Genomic DNA, 20285 nt, shown 5'->3' on the forward strand with positions numbered 1-20285 from the left:
TTGTAGGGAAGCTACAAGACGTTGCGAAATGCGGCACTTTTGCCTCCGTGCGCCGCAGGCCCGGTCACGCGGGCCAGAGGTCGGTGATGCGCACGTTTGCCGAGGCCAGCAGGTCCCGGAGCGTGGATATGGAGAGCCCGACGACGGTGTGCGGGTCGCCGTCGACCTTGCGGATGAACGCTCCGCCCAGGCCGTCGATGGTGAAGGACCCGGCGCAGTGCAGCGGTTCGCCGGTGGCGATGTAGGCATCGATCTCGGCCGGTTCCATCTCCAGGAAGGAGACCGCGGCTGAGGCGACAGTCCCCAAAGTGGCGCCGGAACCCTGTTCCCCGCCGCCGTCGTCGTCCGGATCCGTGTCCCGGCAGTCCACCAGCCAGTGGCCCGTGTGCAGCACCCCTGTGTTGCCGCTCATGCGGAGCATGCGCTCACGGGCCACTTCGGCGGTGTACGGCTTGCCGTGTGCCTCGCCGTCGAACTCGAACACGGAATCGCACCCGAGGACCAGCGACCCTTCCGCTTCCGGGAGGGCGGCCACAGCTTCCGCCTTTGCCCGCGCAAGCAGCAGCGCGGTGTCATGGGGGTCGGTAACGCCGTACCGGGCCTGGACTGCGTCCTCATCCACGTCCGAGACCAGGACTGTGTGGCGGATACCGGCCTCGGCCAGGAGCTTGGTGCGGGCGGGGGACTGGGAAGCGAGAATCAGGCTGGGCACAGTTTCAGCCTAGTGGACCAGTTCCCCGGACGCCGGTGCTGCCTCGGCCCGGTTGAGCTTGGCGCCCTCCACGTCCACGTCCGGCAGGATCCGGTCCAGCCAGCGGGGGAGCCACCAGGACTTTTCGCCCAGCAGGAACATCACGGCCGGAACGATGGTCATCCGCACCACGAAGGCGTCCAGGAGCACGCCGAACGCCATGGCGAAGCCAAGCGGGCGCACCATGGTGAGGTGGCTGAAGATGAAGCCGGCGAAGACGCTGACCATGATGATCGCGGCGGCGGTGACCACGGCGGCAGCGTGGCTGAAGCCCACCCGGACTGCCTCCTTGGCCGATGAGCCGTGCATGTAGGCCTCGCGCATTCCGGAGGCGATGAACACCTGGTAGTCCATGGCCAGGCCGAACAGCACGCCGATCAGGATGATGGGCAGGAAGCTCAGCACGGCGCCGGGATTGGCGACGTCGAAGACCCCACCCAGCCAGCCCCACTGGTACACGGCCACCACGGCGCCGAAGGCCGCGGCGAGGGAGAGCAGGAATCCGCCGGTTGCCAACAGCGGCACCACGATGGAGCGGAACACAAGCAGGAGCAGGACAAGGGAAAGTCCGACGACGATGGCCAGGTAGGGCGGCAGGGCATCGCCGAGTTTCGTGGAGACGTCCACGTTGCCGGCGGTCTGGCCCGTCAGTCCCATTGCCACGCCATACCCGGACTGGATTTCGCCGTTCAGCCCGCGAAGCTCCGACACCACCTGGACGGTACTGGCGCTCGCCGGGCCTTCCTCGGGGATGACCTGGAAGACAGCGGTGCGGCGGTCCTCGCTGAGCGCGACGGGCACGGCGGCGACCACGTTATCCACGGCGCGGAGCTTGTCAGCGACGTCAAACTGCAGCGCCTGCGCCTGGGCCTCGTCCAGGTTGGCGGGGAATTCACCCACGGCCACGATGGGGCCGGTGACGCCTTCGCCGAAGCTGCGCGCGGTCAAGTCGTAGGCCTGGTAGGCCTCGGAGTCCACCGGCTCCGAGCCGCCGTCTGGCAGGGCAAGCTGCAGCTGGGTGGCCGGAAGCGCGAGGGTGCCGAGGACGAGCACCCCGGCCGCCAGCGCAAGCACCGGGTGCCGGGTGACGAGGCCGCCCCAGCCATGCGTGCTGCGCTCGCGGTCCTTTGCCTCATCGGCCGACTCATGGCCGGGCTCGGCGTTGTGCGCCTCCGCCTTGGCCCAGGCCCGCCGGGAAATGACGCGCCGGCCGATCAGGGACAGCATGGCCGGAGTCAGGGTAATGGCCACCAGGACCGCCACGGCCACGGTTCCCGCCGCGGCCAGGCCCATGACCGCCAGGAACGGCAGCCCGGGCACTACCAGCGCTGCCAGGGCGATAATCACGGTCAGGCCAGCGAAAACCACCGCATTGCCGGACGTGCCGGTAGCCCGGGCCACCGATTCCTCCGGGTCCATTCCGGCGAGCAGCTGCGTCCGGTGCCGGTTGACGATGAACAGGGAATAGTCGATGCCCACGGCCAGTCCCAGCATCAGGGCCAGCATGGGTGAAATGGAGCTCATGTCGAAGAGGCCGGACAGCGCGAACGTGATGCCGACCCCCACACCGACTCCCACGATGGCCATCAGCAGCGGCAGGCCGGCGGCAACCAGGGTGCCCAGCATCAGGATCAGGACCAGCGCGGCGACGGCGATGCCGATGACCTCGGCGGCGCCAAAGAGTTCGGAGATATCCTCGGTGATTTCCTTGCTCGCGTAGGCTGTGACGCCGGCGGCGGAAGTTTCATGGGCGATGTCCTGGACCTGCTGGCGGACCTCCGGGCTGAGGCCGTTGATGGAGGTGTTGAACTGCACCTGGGCCACGGCGGCTTGGTTGTCTTCGGAGACGAAGCGGATCGCGGACGATGCCTCTGCCTGGCGCTTGCCCAGCTCGAGCTTTGCCTTGCCGGCTTCCAGCTCCCGGGTGCCGGCGTCGAGCCGGGCCTGTCCTTCGGCCAGGGCGGCCTTCTGCTGGCCGAGCTGGGCTTCGATCAGGGCGGCAGGGGCGCCCGCCGCAGTGAGCTGCTGTTCTGCCGCGGCCAGCTGTGCCTGGCCGGCTTCAAGCTGGACGCGGGAGGCGTCCAGCTGTGCCTGGCCCGCGGCAAGCTGCTGTTCGCCGTCGGTGATGGCCTTGCCGGCCTGGTCCACCTGCGCCTGGGTGGCGAAGGGGTCCACGGTGCCGCGGACATCCTGCACGGTCTTCAGCTTCTCCAGGGCATCCGAGACGGCGGCCCGGCTCCCGGCGGTGAAACCGCCGTCGGGCGCTTCAAAGACGATGGTGGCGGTGCCGCCGGATGCCGAGGGAAGCTCTTCCTTCAGCTTGTCCGCGATCCGCTGTGTCTCGGTGCCGGGGATCTGGAAGTTGTTGGACAGCGTGCCGTGGAAGGCGGCGGCTGAGCCGCCCACGGCAACCAGGGCGGCGAGCCAGAGCGAGATGACCAGCCAGCGCCGGCGGTAGGAGAATTTGCCCAGGCGGTACAGGAACAGTGCCATGCGAGGAAACCGATCTGATCAGGAGGAACGGGAGGCTGAAGGTGCGGGGGCAGGGGTGGTGCCCGTGGTGAAGCCGGAGCCAAGCAGCGCCATGGCGTCGATCAGCAGCTGCCGCAGTTCGGCAAGGGAGGCCGGCGAGAGGTCCGCGCCGCGGCGGGCAAACCAGACCTCCATTGCCGCCTTGCCGCAGGAGATGACGGAACCGGCAAAGGCCCGGAGGTACAGCTCATTCCCGGCGTCCGGTGTTGCGGCAGCCCGGCTGCGGGCCACTGCGGTGATCTGTTCCCGGCAATGGTCCCAGGCTTCAAGTTCGGAGTGGGACATGAGTGTGCTCTGCTGGGTCAGGGTAAAGAGTTCGGCCAGCGGGGCCACGGTCATGGGGTCCGCCAGGGCCATCAGTGCCTCCTGCGCCGACTTCAGGACGGGCTCCTCCGCGGGCCGGAGTTTGAACTGCTGGATGGCGGTGTCCAGGAAGCCGTGCGTGATGGAAGCCAGCGCGGCATCGGTGCTGCCGAAGTAGTTGAAGAAGGTCCGGCGGGAGATTCCGGCGGCGTCCGCGATGTCCTCCACCGTGAAGTTGCCGGGACCCGCGCTGCGCAGGAGGCCCAGTGCGGCGTCGGTAATGGCCTGGCGGGTGGCCGCCTTGTTCAGCTCGCGGCGGGACAGTGCGGCCGGCGGCGGGACGGAGGTTCCCGGGTGGGCGGAATCGGCGGAAACGGTCACGCATTTACACTACGTGCAACTTTGCACTCTGGGCAAGTTGCTTTCACAGGAGAATGAAAGGTTCCGAACAGCCTCCCCATGACTTGGTGCCCAATTCTGGAACTGTCCCGAAAGGGCGAATCATCAGCAGCCGTCACCTGACGGCGGATCCAGGAGACAAGTAATGTCACGCACAAAGAAGATGACCCTCGGCCTGTCAGCTGCGGCGCTGGCCCTTGGCGCCGGTATCGGAGTTGCCGGCATGGCCTCCGCCACCACAACCCCCACTCCCACACCCAGTGCCAGCTCCAGCGCGTCCGCGGACGGGAGCACCGGCACCGCCCCCGGCGGAGGCATGGGCAAGCACGGCGGCCGGGGCGGCGAGCGGGGCGTGGCCCAGGCTTCCGCGCTCGCGGAGAAGCTCGGCGTAGAGGAGGCCAAGGTGACGGAGGCGCTCCAGGCCTTCCGCGAAGCCAACAGGCCCACCACCCCGCCGGCGGAGGGGGAGAAGCCGGACGCCGCCGCACGTGACGCCGCCCTGGCCAAGTCGCTTGCCGAATCGCTGGGCATCGAGGAGTCCAAGGTCACCGCCGCGCTGGAGGAGCTCCGCACCGAGAGGCAGGCTGCGAAGGCTGCCGCCCTCAAGACCCGGCTGGACCAGGCCGTCACCGAAGGAAAGCTGACGCAGGCCGAGGCCGACGCCGTCACCAAGGCGGTGGAGAACGGCGTGATCGGCGGCGGCGGTCACTGACGCCAGCCCCGCCGGACGGCGCCTGACTGTAGGACGGCATCGAACACAGGGAAGTCCCCGGGAACTTTTCCCGGGGACTTCCCTGTGTGTTGCGCTGGCTGGGCGGGGGCCCTTAGGCCTTCGCGTCCGCCAGTTCACGCGATGCGGTATCCGTGGAGGTCCCATCGGAAGGGGCAGCGGTGCCGGCTTTGGCAGCATCGACGTCGACAGTATCGTCCACGAAGGGCGTGCCGTTACGGGGAGCGTTGTACAGCTGCTCGTCAAGAATGCCCTGGCGCTTGGCCACGATGGTGGGGACCAGTGCCTGGCCCGCCACGTTCACGGCGGTGCGGCCCATGTCCAGGATGGGATCGATCGCCAGGAGGAGTCCGACGCCGGCCAGCGGCAGTCCCAGCGTGGACAGCGTCAGGGTGAGCATCACCACGGCGCCGGTGGTTCCGGCGGTGGCGGCGGACCCCAGGACGGACACCAGGGCGATCAGCAGGTACTGGCTGAAGTCCAGCTGGATGCCGAAGAACTGGGCCACGAAGATCGCCGAGATTGCAGGGTAGATGGCCGCGCAGCCGTCCATCTTCGTGGTGGCGCCCAGGGGCACGGCGAAGGAGGCGTAGGCGCGGGGGACGCCCAGGCTGCGTTCGGTGACGCGCTGGGTCAGGGGCAGCGTTCCCACGGAGGAGCGGGAAACGAAGGCCAGCTGCACGGCGGGCCACACGCCGGAGAAGTACTGCTTGACGGAGAGGCCGTGGGTGCGGACCAGGATGGGGTAGACCGCGAAGAGCACCAGGGCGAGGCCCACGTAGATGGCGAAGGTGAACTTGCCGAGGGACCCGATGGTGTCCCAGCCGTACACCGCCACGGCGTTGCCGATCAGGCCCACGGTGCCGAGGGGTGCGATGCGGATGATCCACCAGAGCACCTTCTGGATGACGGCCAGCGCCGAAGCGTTCAGGTTCAGGAAGGGTTCGGCAGCCTTGCCTACCTTGAGCGCGGCAACACCGACGGCAATGGCAATCACCAGGATCTGGAGCACGTTGAAGCTGACGGAGGTGGTGACCGCGCCGGACTCGGCGACGGTGGAGCTGGCGCCCAGTCCCAGGAAGTTCTTGGGGAACAGGCCCACCAGGAACGCCCACCAGTCACCGGACTTGCCGGAGTACTTGGCTTCCCCGGTGATGCCCGTGTTGGCGCCGGGCTGCAGGAGGACGCCCAGCCCGATGCCGATCAGCACGGCGATCAGGGAGGTCATGGCGAACCAAAGGAGCGTGTTCCAGGCCAGCTTCGCGGCGTTGGACACCTGGCGGAGGTTGGAGATGGAGCTGACAACCGCGGTGAAGATCAGGGGTACGACGGCGGTCTGCAGCAGGGATACATAGCTGGAGCCGATGGTCTGCAGCGTGGCGCCAAGGCCGTTGGGGCTGGCCTTGGTGCTGCCGGTGTACTTGGCCAGCAGGCCGAGGCCCAGGCCCACGATGAGGGCGGCAATGATCTGGACGCCGAACGAGCCGGCCCACTTGGGCAGCTGGAAGCCGGTCTTCCCGGCGGGGGATGGGGTGCTTGTCTGAGTGCTCACCTAAACACGCTAAAGCCACCCCGCATACCACGTCGAAAGAACATTGAGAAATATTACGCGCCTCCAGTTTCATGCAGACCCAAAAAACCCCGAGAAACCAAGGGTCCCAGCCGGCTATGTTACTTATTCCCGGCCAAGGTGTGCTTAATGTCTCGCAGATAGCGGCCGCGGAGCTGGCATATCAGAGCAGTGCCCGCCGGAGGGTGTCCAGTCCGACAGAGCCGACATTGAGTGCGTTTGTGTGGAACTCTTTGAGGTCGAAGCCGGGCCGGGACTCGAGTTCGGCGCGGATCTGTTCCCAGAGGCGCTGGCCTACCTTGTAGGAGGGTGCCTGGCCGGGCCAGCCCAGGTAGCGGGTGAACTCGAATTTCAGCTGGCCTTCGCTGATGGGCAGGTTCTGTTTCAGGAATTGGTAGCCCTTGTCCGCGGTCCAGGTGCCGGAGCCCCAGCGTTCGGGGACCTCGAGTTCAAGGTGGACGCCGATGTCGAACACGACGCGGGCGGCGCGCATCCGCTGCATGTCCAGCATGCCCATGTGGTCGCCGGGATCGTCCAGGTAGCCAAGTTCCTGCATCAGCTTCTCGGCGTACAGTGCCCAGCCTTCCCCGTGGCCGGAGGTCCAGCACACGTTGCGCCGCCACTTGTTCAGCAGTTCCCGGCGGTAGGTGGCGGTGGCCACCTGGAGGTGGTGGCCGGGGACGCCCTCATGGTAGACGGTGGTGGTCTCGGCCCAGGTGGTGAAGGTGTCCTCGCCGGCGGGGACGGACCACCACATGCGGCCCGGGCGGCTGAAATCGTCGGACGGGCCGGTGTAGTAGATGCCTCCCTCGTCCGTGGGGGCGATCAGGCATTCGAGCTTCTTCATCACGTCGGGGATGTCGAAATGGACGCCGGCAAGCTCGGCCACCGCTTTGTCGGACAGTTCCTGCATCCACTCCCGCAGGGCTTCCTTTCCCTTCAGCTGGCGGGCGGGGTCGTTGTTCAGGATTTCCTTGGCCTCGGCGATCGTGGCGCCGGCCTTGATGGTGTGGGCTACCTGTTCCTGCTGGGCGATAAGCCGGTCAAGTTCCTCCACGCCCCAGGCGTAGGTTTCCTCCAGGTCCACGGTGGCCCCGAGGAAGGAGCGGGAGGCCAGGGCGTAGCGGGACCGTCCCACGGCATCCTTCTCGGGCGCGGCGGGGAGCAGCTCTGTGCGGAGGAAGCCGGCCAGTCCGGCGTAGGCGCTGCGGGCGGCGGCAGCACCGGCGTCGAGCTCTTCCTGGAGGGCGGCAGGCAGGGGGCCGGCGGCGGTGGCTGCTCCGGCAGCCAGCTTCGCGAAGAACCCGTCCTCTGCGGCGTACTTGGTGACCTGCTCAATGACGGTGTTCACTTGGCGGGCGGCGGCGACCCGGCCGGCGTCCTTCGCCTCCCGCAGGGATTCGGTGTAGCCGCTGATGGCGCCCGGAACATTGTGGGCGCGGCCGGCAATGTGCTGCCAGTCCTGCTCCGTCTCCGTGGGCATGAGGTCGAAGATCGCACGGATGTCCTGCGCAGGGGACGCAATATTGTTCAGGTCCGCGTAATCCCAGCCGGACGCGTGGATCAGCAGCTGCAGGCCCAGCCGCTCCCGCATGGCGTCCAGCGTGACGGAGTCAACGTCGTCCTCCGGTTCGAGGCCTTCGAGGTCGGTCAGGGCCTTCCGTGCTGCCTCGGCGAATCCGGCGATGCCGGCGGGGGAGAAGTCCTGGTATTCGGTTTCGTGGCCGGGAACGCCAAGGGTGGTGGCGAAGGACGGATTGAGCCTGATGAGCGTCTCGGTGTAGTCATCTGCGACGGCGTCGATGCGGGTATGCGGGCGGGCGGCAGGAGAAGTGTCTGTAGTCACATCACGAGACTAATCGCCCGGCTGCGAAAGATCAGTCCTTTTCAGCCGCGGCTTCGTTTCCACGCTCCGGGGCCGGGGGTGGGGTCCAGCCTGAGCTGCTGGCGGCGGACCCAGTGCCGCACCGGCGGCTTGTCCGCGTCCGCCTGTTCGGCGCCGCCCAGGGAAAGTACGACGGCGGTCAGCGCCGCCAGTTCCTCGGCGGTCGGCTGCCCTTTGACGACGGACAGCAGGGGTTCGGCGGGTGCCTGGATCTCTTCGGGCTGGCGGGTGGGGATCACAGCGGGATGTTCCCATGCTTCTTGGCGGGGAGGCTGGCACGCTTGTCGCGCAGGGCACGCAGGCCCCTGATGATCTGCAGGCGGGTCTCGGACGGGGCGATGACGGCGTCGACGTAGCCGAGCTCCGCTGCCTGGTAGGGGTTGAGGAGCTCTTCCTCGTATTGCCGGATGACTTCGGCGCGCCGTGCCTCGACGTCGCCGCCTGCCTCCGCGACGGCCGCAAGGTCGCGTCGGTACAGGATATTAACGGCGCCCTGGGCGCCCATCACGCCGATTTGCGCGGTGGGCCAGGCCAGGTTGAGGTCGGCGCCCAGTTTCTTCGAACCCATCACGATGTAGGCTCCGCCGTAGGCCTTGCGGGTGATCACGGTGAGCTTGGGAACGGTTGCCTCAGCGTAGGCGTAGAGGAGTTTGGCGCCGCGCCGGATGATGCCCTGGAATTCCTGGTCCTTGCCGGGCAGGAAGCCGGGAACGTCCACCAGCGTGATGATGGGGATGTTGAACGCGTCGCAGTGGCGCACGAACCGGGCAGCCTTCTCCGAGGCGGCAATGTCCAGGGTACCGGCGAACTGCAGGGGCTGGTTGGCGACGATGCCCACCGTGTGGCCCTCCACCCGGCCGTAGCCGATCATCACGTTCGGCGCGTAGAGGGCCTGCATCTCCAGGAAGTGGCCGTCGTCCACGATCTGCTCAACCACGGTACGCATGTCGTAGGGCTGGTTGGCGGAATCGGGGACCAGCGCGTCCAGGGCGAGGTCGTCGTCGTCGAGCTCCAATTCCTGCGTGTGCTCCAGGACGGGCGCCTCCGAAAGGTTGTTGGACGGCAGGAAGTCCAGCAGCTCGCGGACGAACTCGATGGCGTCCGCCTCGTCGGAGGCCAGGTAGGTGGAGGTGCCCGTGGTGGCGTTGTGCTGCCGGGCTCCACCGAGGGTCTCCATGTCCACGTCCTCGCCGGTGACCGTCTTGATGACGTCCGGTCCGGTGATGAACATGTGGGAGGTCTTGTCCACCATCACCACGTAGTCGGTGAGCGCGGGGGAGTACGCGGCGCCGCCGGCCGACGGGCCCATGATGAGCGAAATCTGGGGGACCACGCCGGAGGCATGGACGTTGTTGCGGAAGATGTCCGCGAACATGGCCAGGGACGCAACGCCTTCCTGGATGCGTGCTCCGCCGCCGTCCAGGATGCCCACGACGGGGCAGCCGTTGCGCAGCGCAAACTCCTGCACCTTGACGATCTTTTCGCCGTTGACCTGGCTGAGGGAGCCGCCGTAGACCGTGAAATCCTGGCTGTACACGGCTACGAGGCGCCCGTCCACGGTGCCGTAACCGGAAACCAGGCCATCGCCGAGCGGTTTCTTCTTTTCCATGCCGAACGCGGTGGAGCGGTGTACGGCAAGGGCGTCGAACTCGACGAAGGAGTCTTCGTCCAGGAGGAGGGCGATGCGCTCGCGGGCGGTGTTCTTGCCGCGCGCATGCTGTTTCTCGATGGCTTCAGGGCCGGAGGGCTGTTCTGCACGTGCCTGGCGGTCGCGGAAATCGGCGATCTTTCCCGCTGTCGTTGTCAGATCGTGGCTCATCAAGTGTCTCCGGCTCTGTAGCAGATTGATTCTGTGGTGCTGTGAATGCTGCGGGCTGTGGCGCTGTGGATTAAGTAGCTTCCACACAAAAGGCGAACCCTGCTGGCAAGTCTAGTGACGCTTCCGGCGGCTGCGGCTGTAGGGAACCTACAATTTTCTGCGCCGCCATCAGCAGCAGCCCGATGTTACTTGCCGGTAACTTAGTTGGGTTACAGTGGTGCCATGACTTCGAGCAATGACGCTTCCCCTGTCTCCGGCGGACCCTACCAGGCTGCCGGTTCACTCCAGGGAAGGACCATCCTTATCTCCGGCGGGAGCAGGGGGATCGGCCTGGCAATCGCACTGCGCGCGGCGCGGGACGGCGCCAACATCGTGCTGATGGCCAAGACGGGGGAGCCGCACCCCAAGCTGGCCGGAACTGTCCATACAGCCGCCCAGGAACTGGTGGAGGCGGGCGGACAGGCGCTTCCCCTCGTGGGTGACGTGCGCAATGACGACGACGTGGCGCGGGCCGTGGCGGCTGCCGTGGAGCGGTTCGGCGGTATCGATGCCGTCATCAACAACGCTTCCGCCATTGATCTTTCCCGGACCGATGACGTGGACATGAAAAAGTACGACCTCATGCAGGACATCAATGTCCGCGGCACGTTCCTGATGTCCAAGCTGGCGCTCCCGGCACTCCGGGCCTCGGACCAGGGCCACATCCTCACGCTCTCGCCGCCGCTGAACCTCGATCCCCGGTGGGCCGGGAAGCACCTGGCCTACACGATGGCAAAGTATGGGATGAGCCTTACCACCCTCGGCCTTGCAGAGGAGCTGAAAGCCGACGGCATCCGGGTGAATTCGCTGTGGCCGCGCACCCTCATCGATACCGCCGCCATCAGGAACATGCCGCACGGGGACACGATCGTCCAGGCGGCCCGGGGAGCGGAGATCATGGCGGACGCAGCCCATGCCGTGCTGACGGGCTGCAACCTCACGGACGGCGGCCGGCCAAGCGGCAATTTCTACACGGATGAAGAGGTGCTCACGGCAGCGGGGGTCACTGACTTCCGCCCGTACAGCCTTGGTGCTCCCGAAGACCAGCTGGTGCCGGACATTTTCCTGTAGCCCCCGCCGTCGTCCGCCAGGGTTCCGGCGGGCCTGCTCAACGGGCAGCCAGGGCCTGGCGGTGTCGGTAGAGTTTAGCTATGGATGACGCACATGCCCCCGGCACGCCACTGGACCGGAGGGCCCTCGCGGACCAGGACTTTCTGTCCGCGGCCGGCATCCCGCGGCTCGAGGTGGTTGACTCCACCGGTTCCACCAACGCCGATCTCCTCCGGTCTGTCACCGTGGAGCCTGCGGCGTGGCCGGACATGTCCGTGCTGACCGCGGAGTACCAGACGGCGGCCCGAGGCCGCCTGGACAGGCGCTGGGAGGCGCCGCCCCTGAGCTCCGTCTCCGTTTCCGTTGTCCTGCGGCCGGCGAACGCCGAAGGAAGGCCGCTTCCCACCCATAGCTATTCCTGGCTGTCCCTCATCGGCGCCCTGGCGCTGCGGGAAACCCTGCTGGAAACCGCCGGCCTGCCCGCAGAGTTGAAATGGCCCAACGACGTCCTGGTGCGCGGAAAGAAGATCGCGGGAATCCTGGCGCAGCTGGGTCCGATGGGGGACGGCTCCGTGCCTCCTGTCATCCTGGGAACCGGCCTGAACGTCACTCTGCAGGAGGCCGAACTCCCGGTCCCCACGGCCACCTCCGTGGTGCTGGAATCACCGCGCACTGCGGACCGGACGGAACTGCTGAAGAGCTACCTGCTTCACTTTGCCGTGCTCTACCGCGGTTTCTGCAACGCCGACGGCGACCCGGCGGCGGGCCTGGCAGGCGGCCAGTCACTGCATAAGCGCGTGGAAGGCGTTATGACCACCCTCGGCAAGCAGGTGCGGGCGCAGTTGCCGGGCGACCACGAAATCATCGGCCACGCGTCCCGCCTCGACGAGTACGGATCGCTGCTGGTGGTGGACCGGGAGTCCAGGGAGCACGTGGTGACGGCCGGTGACGTGGTGCATCTGCGTCCGTGGAATTCCCCGGACGCTTCCGGCCAGGGCGGTTATGCGTAAAGACCTCGTTCCGGGCGAGCAGGTGATTGTCACCACCCGCCCGCAGCCGAGGAAGCTGGCCGGGGCAGCCGCAGCCTTCATCTTTTCACCGGCACTAGCCGCGTTCGCTTCCGCCTGGGCCACGCGCGGGGAAGCGGCAAGGCTCATTCCAGCCCTGGCTCCGCGGTGGACCCCGTGGCTGGTGGCCGGCTTAGTCCTGGCGGTGGCGGGGGTCTGGCTCGGTTACTGCCTGCCGCGGCTGCTGCGCTGGCAGGGCACCAGGTACACGCTCACCAGCCGGCGGCTTGTCGCCCGCTCCGGCATCCTGCGGCGGCGGGACCAGCAGGTGAACCTTGCTTCGGTGCGCAACCTGACTGTCCACGAATCGGTACTTCAGCGCCTGTTGCGTTCCGGGAATATATCCTTGGAAACCGGGTATCAGGGCGTGGTGACATTCCAGGACGTGCCGGAGGTTGCCAGGTTCCGGGACTTCATCCTTGATGCCATTGAGGAATTGCCCGACGAACGTGACGGCCAAGCCGGCGGAACCATGGATGGTCCAGCCGGAGCATTGCCATGGGAGCTGAGAGAAGGTGGACGGGATGAACGATGAGGACCAGCAGGAGAGCGTGGACTCCATCACAGCCCCGCCAGCTATGGATTCCCACCCCGCCACCGGCACGATGTCCGCAGAGCGGCTTGCAATGAAGGCCCTTGAGGCCCGGCTGCTGGGCGGTGAACGCAAGCTCCGGCGCCGTGAAGTCGCCGCCGGAGCCGGGTTGTCGCTGCTGTCCGCGCGCAAACTGTGGCGTGCCCTCGGTTTCCCCAACTTCGGCGATGAGGACGTGGCGTTCACCGAACGCGACCAGGAGGCACTCTCCACAGTGGTGGACCTTGTCCGCTCGGGGAAGCTGACCGAGGAGGCCGCCATCTCCATCACCCGTTCCATCGGGCAGATGACGGACCGGATGGTGGTGTGGCAGATCGAAGCCCTCGTGGAAGACATGGTCCACGAACAGGGCGTCACCGACGCCGTAGCCCGCAAGCGCCTGGTCAACGAACTTCCCGGTCTGGTGGATGCGCTCGAGGAAATCCTGGTCTACTCTTGGCGGCGCCAGCTCAATGCAGGCGTCCAGCGGCTCGCCGTCCGGGCCGAAGCAGGCCTGCAGGCCAGCGAAGAGGGCCGGGAGGGCGACGAAGACGATGCGCCGCTGCCGCTTGCCCGTGCCGTAGGTTTCGCTGACCTGGTTTCGTACACCAGCCTGTCCCGCCGGATGAACGAGAAAACACTGGCCCGGCTGGTCCAGCGCTTCGAAAACAAGTGCGCGGAGATTATTTCCGTGGGCGGCGGCCGGCTGGTGAAGACCGTCGGCGACGAAGTTCTCTACATCGCCGAAACTCCTGCCGCCGGCGCCGAGATCTCACTGGCCCTGGCGCAGGCCTTCACGGAAGACGAAATCCTTCCCGAAGCGCGGGTGGCCATGGTGTGGGGAAGGATCCTGTCCAGGCTGGGCGACATCTACGGTCCCACCGTGAACCTTGCCGCGCGCCTCACCACCCTCGCGGATCCGGGCACCGTGCTGGTGGACTCAATGACCGCCTCAGCCCTGGAACACGATGAACGTTTCGTGCTGGAGCCACAGCCGCCCGAAAACGTCCGCGGCTTCGGCGAAATCCGCCCCGTCCGGCTGGGGCGCGGGCTGGGCAAGGGCCTGGTGGTGGACTAGCAGGGACGCCGTGCACGCGGAGGACCTTCGCGGGCAAACAGTTTATCCAGTTGTTGGTCTATCACGGTACAGTTGGTGCGGCGGCAACGCTGAACCTCTGGTGTGGGTAGGGCTCCCCATCGCGGCAGGAAGCGCCGGTAGGTAAGCTTGCCACCGGACAAACGCTGCCTCGTCCGGGTCCCTGCGCCCGGGCCCGGCGTGCCAACAATGTCAGGTCTCTGTTGCTCCCACCGGGGGCGGCGAAAAATCAAGGGCCGGGTAGCACCCCTGGCCCGTCAGCTGCCTGCGGCAGCGGTAAGTCGGGGGATAGTAACGCTGTGACAACTCTGCTGGGGAAGCTGGGGCTGAAAAGGCGCCATAAAAAACTCGTCACGGGCACTGCCTTCAGTGCCGCCGTCGCTGTCCTGGTCACCGGTGCCGTGCTGTATCCGGGGTTCAAGACCACCGAGGTGGAGCTGAACGACGGCGGCGTGTGGGTGGTGTCCAAGTCCAAGAATGCGGTGGGCCGGCTGAATTATCCCTCCCGTGTCCTTGATGGGGCGGTGACGCCTGCGTCCACAACGTTCGACATCCTGCAGGACGCCGGTGATGTCTTTGTTGATGACGAGACGGGTTCAACGCTGAACCAGGTCTCACCGGCGAACATGCGGCTGGGCGGGGACAAGCAGCTGCCCGGGTCCGCGGACGTCAGTTTTGGTTCCGAGGTCATTTCCGTGACGGACGCGGCCTCGGGCAAGGTGTGGGCGGTGTCTCCGTCCACTATTAACGGTTTTGACGAGGAAGCGTCCGAGCCGGTGATGGTGGGTTCGGAGGGGATTGTCTCGGCGGTTGGGGATGATGACCGGATTTATTCCGCGGACCCCAAGTCCGGTGCCGTGACGGTGACGGAGGTTGACGCCAGTGGCGGGGTGGTTTTGTCCGAGTCGGAGACCTGGGCGGAGCTGAAGGGTTCGGGGGATCTCCAGATCACGGTGGTGGGGGACAAACCCGTGGTCCTGGACGCCGCTGCCGGGACGCTGTTCCTGCCGGGCGGGAAACCCGTTCAGCTGGAGAATGCCCGGGAGGCGAAGCTGCAGCAGGGCGGTTCGGGCAGCAGCTTTGTGGCCGTTTCCACACAGAAGGCGCTGCTGAAGCAGCCGTTGGATGGTTCCGCGGCGAAGGCGGTGGCGTTCGACGGCGAAGGTGTGCCGGCGGCCCCCGTCCAGTTGGGCGGGTGCGTGCATGCGGCGTGGTCCGGGGCGAACAAGTATGTGCGGGACTGCGTCAATGACGGTGATGACAAGAACGTGGACGTGCCCAAGGCCAGTGCCTCGCCGTCGTATGTTTTTCGGGTGAACCGGGACCTGGTGGTCCTGAATGACGTGAACTCGGGCAATGTGTGGCTGGTGAACCAGAACATGCAGCTGGTCAACAACTGGGACGACGTCATCCCGCCCAAAAACGAGTCCGACGAGCAGGACCAGGAATCCGCGGACAACAACACCGTCAATATCCTGCCGGACCGCACCAAGCCCAACCGTCCGCCGGAAACCAAGCCCGACGCCGTCGGCGTGCGGCCTGGCCGCACTACCATCCTCAGTGTCCTGGACAACGATTCGGACCCCGACGGCGATGTCCTGACTGCCGCCGTCGGTAATTCCGGACCCCAGGCCGGCAGCCTTGAGAACATCTACGGCGGCACGGCTTTCCAGGTCTCCGTTCCGGCCGGCGCGAAGCCCGGGACGGAAACGTTCAGCTACAGCGCTTCCGACGGCCGCGGCCTTTCCGCAACCGGGCAGGTCACGCTGGCTGTGGTGGCCCCCGAGGAGAACAAGCCGCCCCAGTTCAAGCGCGGCGACAACACCACCATGCTCGTGGAACAGGGCAAAACCGTCAGCCAGAACATCCTCACGGACTGGATCGACCCCGACGGCGACGACCTGGTCCTCCTCGACGCCAAGGCCGACAACGACCAGGACCAGGTCAAGGTCCGCCGCGACGGCCTGCTGACCTTCCAGGACTCCGGCGCGACAGCCGGCAAGAAGGCCGTGGAGGTGACCATCTGGGACGGCCGGACCACTGTCACCGGAAAAGTGGTGGTCAACGTCCAGCCCCCCGGAGCCCTCGCACCGGTAGTCAATGCCGACCATGTCACGGCCGTGGTGGGGCAGGACCTCGTCATCTCGCCCCTCAAGAACGACGTCGATCCCAACGGCGGCGCCCTCCGGCTGGCCCAGGTGGAAGCCAGCGGCCCGGCAGAGCTGGGGCCCGTGACCGACGGCGGCACCTTCACGTTCCGGAGCACCACCCCCGGTCCGGTCTACCTCACGTACATTGCCAGCAATGGGCCGCAAAGCAGCCAGGGGCTGATCCGCGTCGACGTCGAATCCGGGGATGAAACCGGCGATCCCGTGGCCGTCCATGACGTAGCGCTCATGCCGACCGGCGGAAGCGTGCTGGTGGACCCGCTGGCCAATGATTCCGACCCCTCCGGAGGAGTCCTGGTGCTGCAGTCAGTGAAGCTGCCGGAAAACTCCACAGCGTCGGTGAGCGTGATCAACCACAGCGTCCTGCGGATCACCGACATCCTGGGTACCAAGGACCCGATCCTCTTCGAATACACCATGTCCAACGGCAAGAAGTCGGCCACCGGCAGCGTCTCGGTAGTGCCCGTCCCGGCCCCCGCGGTCCTGGAAGCACCCCAGCCCAAGCCCGACGAAGTGAACGTCCGGGTCAACGACGTCGTCACCATCCCCGTGCTCGAGAACGACACCCACCCGCAGGGCCAGGAACTCACTGTGGACCCGGTCCTGCCGCAGGGTGTTGATCCGGTGGACGGCAAGGGCTTCGTCTCGGAAAACACGCTCCGGTTCATTGCCGGACCGCAGCCCAAGACCGTCCGGGCGATCTACAACGCCGTGGATCCGCAGGGCCAAAAGAGTGCCGCCGCGGTGACCATCCACATCCTTCCGCTGGAGGGGGCCGAGAACTCACGCCCGCAGCCGCGCAACCTGACCGCGCGCGTCGTGGCCGCGGGCACGGTCCGGATTCCGGTGCCGCTCGACGGCATCGATCCCGACGGCGACTCCGTCCAGCTGACCGGCATCGACAGCACGCCCGCCATGGGCATGGCCACCGTGGGCAGCAACTTCATCGACTTCACCGCTGCCGGTGACGGCGCCGGAACAGACACGTTCCGCTACAAAGTGGTGGACCGGCAGGGCGCCGTCAACACCGGCACCGTCACCGTGGGCATCGCACCCCGCGGCGACGTCAACCAGAAGCCCACCCCCGTGGACGACGAGGTAAGGGTCCGCCCGGGCCGCCAGATCGCCGTCGACGCCGCCGGCAACGACACCGATCCCGATGGCGACCTCATCCGCATCCTCACCGATGGCATCGAGGCCGACGCCGCGCTGCAGGCCACCGTGAGCAAAACCAGCGGCCGCATTATCCTGCTGGCGCCCGCGGAAGCCGGGACCGTCAATGTGCGCTACACCATCGCCGATGACCGGGACGCTTCCGCCCAGGCCGCCATCCGTGTGGTGGCGGACAACGAGGTTCCGCTCAAGGCGCCCATCGCCCGTGACGACAGGGTGACGTCCGCCCAGACCATGGGGAAAACCGCTGTTGACGTCCCCGTCCTGAAGAACGATGAGGATCCGGACGGCGTGGGGGAGAACCTCAAGATCAGCACCGAAGCCACCACCGCCCGGCCAGGGACAGACGGCACCATGATCGTGGACCTCACAGAGCAGCCCCAGCTCATCCCCTACACCGTGGAGGACGTGGACGGACAGCAGTCGACGGCGGTGATCTGGGTACCGGGACTCGGCCAGCAGGTGCCCACCCTGGCCAAGGACGAAGTGCTGGAGGTTGTTGCCGGCCAGTCCGTGGACGTTGGCTTGGATGAGTGGGTCAAGGTCCGGGAGGGCCGCTCGCCGCGGCTCACCCAGATAGACCGCATCAAGCTCATTGGTGCCGACGGCAGCAACCCCGTGACCGGCGACGGCACGGGGCTCAAGTACACCGCCGGCGCGGACTATGTGGGACCGGGCTCGCTGACCTTCGAGGTGACCGACGGAACCGGCCCGGACGATCCGGCCGGCCTGAAGTCCACCCTCAGCATCCGCACCAAGGTGCTGCCGGATCCGAACAAGAACAACCCTCCGGAACTGCTGGGCGCAAACCTGGACGTGCCGAAGGGCGACTCCGCCAGCACCGACCTGGGTAAGCTGACCGCGGACCCGGACCGGGACGACGTCGACAAGATGAAGTACGAGCTGGTGGGAGGCGCACCGGCAGGCTTCAACGCAAGCATCGACGGCAGGACCCTCAAGGTTTCCGCGGCCGACTCAAGCGGCGCCGGGACCACGGCCGCCGTCCAGGTCAAAGCTACGGATCCCCGCGGGCTCGAAGCCACGGCCACCTACCAGCTGAGGGTGACTGCCTCGAACCGGCCGAAGCCAGTGGCCAACGACGACGTGCAGGACAATGTTGCCGCCGGTAAGCCCGTGACGGTCAACGTGCTCGCCAACGACGCCAACCCCTTCCCGGAAAGTGCGCTGAAGATTATCGCGGCGGCAGCCGAAACCGGCAGCGGCAACGTGGACGTAAACGGTGATTCCATAACGGTCACACCGGCCCCGGGCTTCACCGGCACCATGGTGGTGTCCTACACGGTGGCCGACAAGACGGGCGATGACTCCCGCAATGCCACGGCCCGGATCCGGCTCACCGTCAAGGACAAACCCCAGACTCCCACCACCCCGCAGGCCCAGAGTGTTGGCGACCAGACGGCGCTGCTGAACTGGACGGCGCCGGCAGACCGCGGCTCGGCGATCACCAAGTACACCGTGTACGGAGAAGGCGGGTTCCGGCAGGACTGCCCGGCCAACACCTGCACCCTCAACGGACTGGCCAACAACACGAAGTACCACTTCCAGGTCACGGCCACGAACGAGTTTGGCGAGTCGGACCGCTCGCCTGCGTCGGCCGAAGTGCGTCCGGATGTGAAGCCCGATACCCCGTTGGCACCATCGCTGAAGTTCGGTGACAAGGAGTTGTCCATCAACTGGACCGCACCGGCCAGCAAGGGCTCCCCGGTGAAGTCCTACGACCTGGAAATTTCGCCGCCTCCTGCCGGCCAGAACGCACAGATCCAGGGACTGACGTCCGTCAGCTACGTCTGGAAGGGCCTGCAGAACGGTGTGTCCTACAAGGTGCGGGTCCTGGCCCGCAATGACGCCAAGGAACCGTCCGAATGGAGCCCGTACTCGGCAGCCGAGGTGCCGGCTGGAGTTCCGGCCACGCCCGCGGCACCGTCTGCTGCGCAGGCGGGTTCAGTGGGTTCACAGAGCCAGCTGAAGGTGAGTTGGACTGCGCCGAACAACAATGGCGACGCCGTCTCGGCCTACACCCTGACCACCCTCCGCGGCGGAGCCGCGGTGTCCACCCAGCAGGTGGCCGGCACCTCGCAGAACGTGACGGTGGACAACTCCGAAACAAACTACAGCTTTACCGTGTCCGCCACGAACAAGGCGGGCACCAGCGGCACAAGCGCCCAATCGGCAGCCATCCGGGCCGTAGGCAAGCCGGGCATGGTGGGCACGCCGACTGCCACACTGGTTGACACAGGAGGGAATGGCGGAAAGATCGACGTACGGTTCCCGGTATTGACCGCTGCCCAGCGAAACGGTTCGACCGCCGACGAGATTACGTACAAGTACAGCCTGACATCGGGTGGGGGCAGCGGCAACATTCCTGCCGGTGGCGGCACTGTGGCGGCAGCCAACGGCACCGAAACCGCCGTTGTGGTGTGGGCAGTGTCGTCCCGCAGCTCTACGGCCGGTGATGCCAGCCCTGCATCGAACTCCGTCAATCCATACGGCCTCGCTTTCGCTCCGAACGTTACGGGCAGCAACAGCAGCGGCGTAGGGGACAGGACAGTGTCCTGGACGTGGAACCAGCCGGACGGCAACGGCCGCGCTGTGACCGGTTACCAGTACAGCCTGGACGGCGGCGCCTGGCAGGATACCCAGGACCGGCGTTTCTCCAAGACCGTGGGGTACAGCGAGACGCACACTCTGCGGGTGCGTGCCATCAGCGCTGGCCAGCCAGGCCGGATCGGCAGCGATACGTCCCGCAGTGGCGCGGAACCGCCGCCTCCCGTCCCCACATCGTGGACCATTACCGCCACCCCAGTCCGAAGCTGCACCGAGCCCGGTTACGGCGTGGACAGTTTCAGGGCTGGCAACCCCTCCAGCTGCGTGAGCCCGGGCAAGTGGCTGCCGGAAAACACGCCGTCGCAATCGGACTTTTACGTTGTCTGGTACAAGACGTCCAACAACCCCACCGGCATCTGGTACCACCTGACCAGCGGCCCCGCCGCCGGCAACTACGTCCGCCACGACACCACCAACCGGGAGGGACAGGGCCCGCCGCCCGGCATGCCGCAGCGCTAGTCAACCCGCCCCGCTGCAAAACACCGCTGACATTGAAAAGGACTTACA

Annotated in this window: 13 protein-coding genes; 6 read left to right on the top strand and 7 right to left on the bottom strand. The window is 66.6% G+C overall.

The window, feature by feature from the left end; translation table 11 throughout:
• Positions 1-64: 64 nt before the first annotated feature.
• The 3 genes from FHJ30_RS07035 to FHJ30_RS07045 are packed head-to-tail and all read right to left on the bottom strand — an operon-like array spanning position 65 to position 3967.
• Positions 65-712 carry a nucleoside triphosphate pyrophosphatase gene (locus FHJ30_RS07035; protein WP_139028586.1) on the bottom strand — a complete coding sequence of 216 codons (648 nt, stop codon included), beginning with the start codon at positions 710-712 and terminating at the stop codon, positions 65-67.
• 9 nt (positions 713-721) lie between these two features.
• The gene (locus tag FHJ30_RS07040) at positions 722-3244 is read right to left on the bottom strand and encodes an MMPL family transporter (protein WP_139028587.1); all 2523 of its coding nucleotides are present in this window, start codon (positions 3242-3244) and stop codon (positions 722-724) included.
• A gap of 18 nt (positions 3245-3262) precedes the next feature.
• Positions 3263-3967 (bottom strand): TetR/AcrR family transcriptional regulator, encoded by a 705-nt coding sequence (locus FHJ30_RS07045; protein ID WP_139028588.1) that lies wholly within the window; start codon positions 3965-3967, stop codon positions 3263-3265.
• 163 nt (positions 3968-4130) lie between these two features.
• On the opposite strand from FHJ30_RS07045, the gene FHJ30_RS07050 reads away from it, so the two are divergent.
• Positions 4131-4697 (top strand): hypothetical protein, encoded by a 567-nt coding sequence (locus FHJ30_RS07050; protein ID WP_139028589.1) that lies wholly within the window; start codon positions 4131-4133, stop codon positions 4695-4697.
• A gap of 112 nt (positions 4698-4809) precedes the next feature.
• On the opposite strand, the gene FHJ30_RS07055 is transcribed toward FHJ30_RS07050, so the two are convergent.
• From FHJ30_RS07055 to FHJ30_RS07070, 4 genes are all read right to left on the bottom strand, one after another.
• The gene (locus FHJ30_RS07055; protein WP_139028590.1) at positions 4810-6267 is read right to left on the bottom strand and encodes a dicarboxylate/amino acid:cation symporter; all 1458 of its coding nucleotides are present in this window, start codon (positions 6265-6267) and stop codon (positions 4810-4812) included.
• Positions 6268-6448: 181 nt separating this feature from the next.
• Positions 6449-8131: a DUF885 domain-containing protein gene (locus FHJ30_RS07060; RefSeq protein ID WP_139028591.1), complete on the bottom strand. Its 1683-nt coding sequence runs from the start codon at positions 8129-8131 to the stop codon at positions 6449-6451.
• Between the two features lie 41 nt (positions 8132-8172).
• A complete protein-coding gene (locus tag FHJ30_RS07065; RefSeq protein ID WP_139028592.1) occupies positions 8173-8409 on the bottom strand; it encodes an acyl-CoA carboxylase subunit epsilon in 237 nt (78 codons plus the stop codon).
• The gene (locus FHJ30_RS07070) at positions 8406-9989 is read right to left on the bottom strand and encodes an acyl-CoA carboxylase subunit beta (RefSeq protein ID WP_139028593.1); all 1584 of its coding nucleotides are present in this window, start codon (positions 9987-9989) and stop codon (positions 8406-8408) included. Before FHJ30_RS07070 ends, FHJ30_RS07065 begins: the two co-directional genes overlap by 4 nt.
• Before the next feature lie 222 nt (positions 9990-10211).
• On the opposite strand from FHJ30_RS07070, the gene FHJ30_RS07075 reads away from it, so the two are divergent.
• The 5 genes from FHJ30_RS07075 (at position 10212) to FHJ30_RS07095 (ending at position 20237) form a co-directional block, all read left to right on the top strand.
• Complete coding sequence (locus FHJ30_RS07075) at positions 10212-11099, top strand: NAD(P)-dependent oxidoreductase (protein WP_139028594.1); 888 nt, start codon at positions 10212-10214, stop codon at positions 11097-11099.
• 80 nt (positions 11100-11179) lie between these two features.
• Positions 11180-12088 carry a biotin--[acetyl-CoA-carboxylase] ligase gene (locus FHJ30_RS07080; protein ID WP_139028595.1) on the top strand — a complete coding sequence of 303 codons (909 nt, stop codon included), beginning with the start codon at positions 11180-11182 and terminating at the stop codon, positions 12086-12088.
• The gene (locus FHJ30_RS07085) at positions 12081-12680 is read left to right on the top strand and encodes a PH domain-containing protein (RefSeq protein WP_139028596.1); all 600 of its coding nucleotides are present in this window, start codon (positions 12081-12083) and stop codon (positions 12678-12680) included. Before FHJ30_RS07080 ends, FHJ30_RS07085 begins: the two co-directional genes overlap by 8 nt.
• Positions 12670-13794: an adenylate/guanylate cyclase domain-containing protein gene (locus FHJ30_RS07090; RefSeq protein WP_139028597.1), complete on the top strand. Its 1125-nt coding sequence runs from the start codon at positions 12670-12672 to the stop codon at positions 13792-13794. The genes FHJ30_RS07085 and FHJ30_RS07090 overlap by 11 nt, the downstream gene beginning before the upstream one ends.
• A gap of 317 nt (positions 13795-14111) precedes the next feature.
• Positions 14112-20237, top strand: coding sequence for an Ig-like domain-containing protein (locus FHJ30_RS07095; protein WP_139028598.1), 6126 nt, complete (start codon positions 14112-14114; stop codon positions 20235-20237).
• Positions 20238-20285: the final 48 nt, after the last annotated feature.

The sequence above is a fragment of the Arthrobacter sp. BB-1 genome (assembly GCF_006151685.1).
In the GTDB taxonomy this organism is placed as follows: domain Bacteria; phylum Actinomycetota; class Actinomycetes; order Actinomycetales; family Micrococcaceae; genus Arthrobacter.

Excerpts from the sequence above, each read along its gene's own strand:
- FHJ30_RS07040 (WP_139028587.1), bottom strand. The coding sequence starts at position 3,244 with ATGGCACTGTTCCTGTACCGCCTGGGCAAATTCTCCTACCGCCGGCGC.
- FHJ30_RS07050 (WP_139028589.1), top strand. The coding sequence starts at position 4,131 with ATGTCACGCACAAAGAAGATGACCCTCGGCCTGTCAGCTGCGGCGCTG.
- FHJ30_RS07070 (WP_139028593.1), bottom strand. The coding sequence starts at position 9,989 with ATGAGCCACGATCTGACAACGACAGCGGGAAAGATCGCCGATTTCCGC.
- FHJ30_RS07075 (WP_139028594.1), top strand. The coding sequence starts at position 10,212 with ATGACTTCGAGCAATGACGCTTCCCCTGTCTCCGGCGGACCCTACCAG.
- FHJ30_RS07080 (WP_139028595.1), top strand. The coding sequence starts at position 11,180 with ATGGATGACGCACATGCCCCCGGCACGCCACTGGACCGGAGGGCCCTC.
- FHJ30_RS07085 (WP_139028596.1), top strand. The coding sequence starts at position 12,081 with ATGCGTAAAGACCTCGTTCCGGGCGAGCAGGTGATTGTCACCACCCGC.
- FHJ30_RS07090 (WP_139028597.1), top strand. The coding sequence starts at position 12,670 with ATGAACGATGAGGACCAGCAGGAGAGCGTGGACTCCATCACAGCCCCG.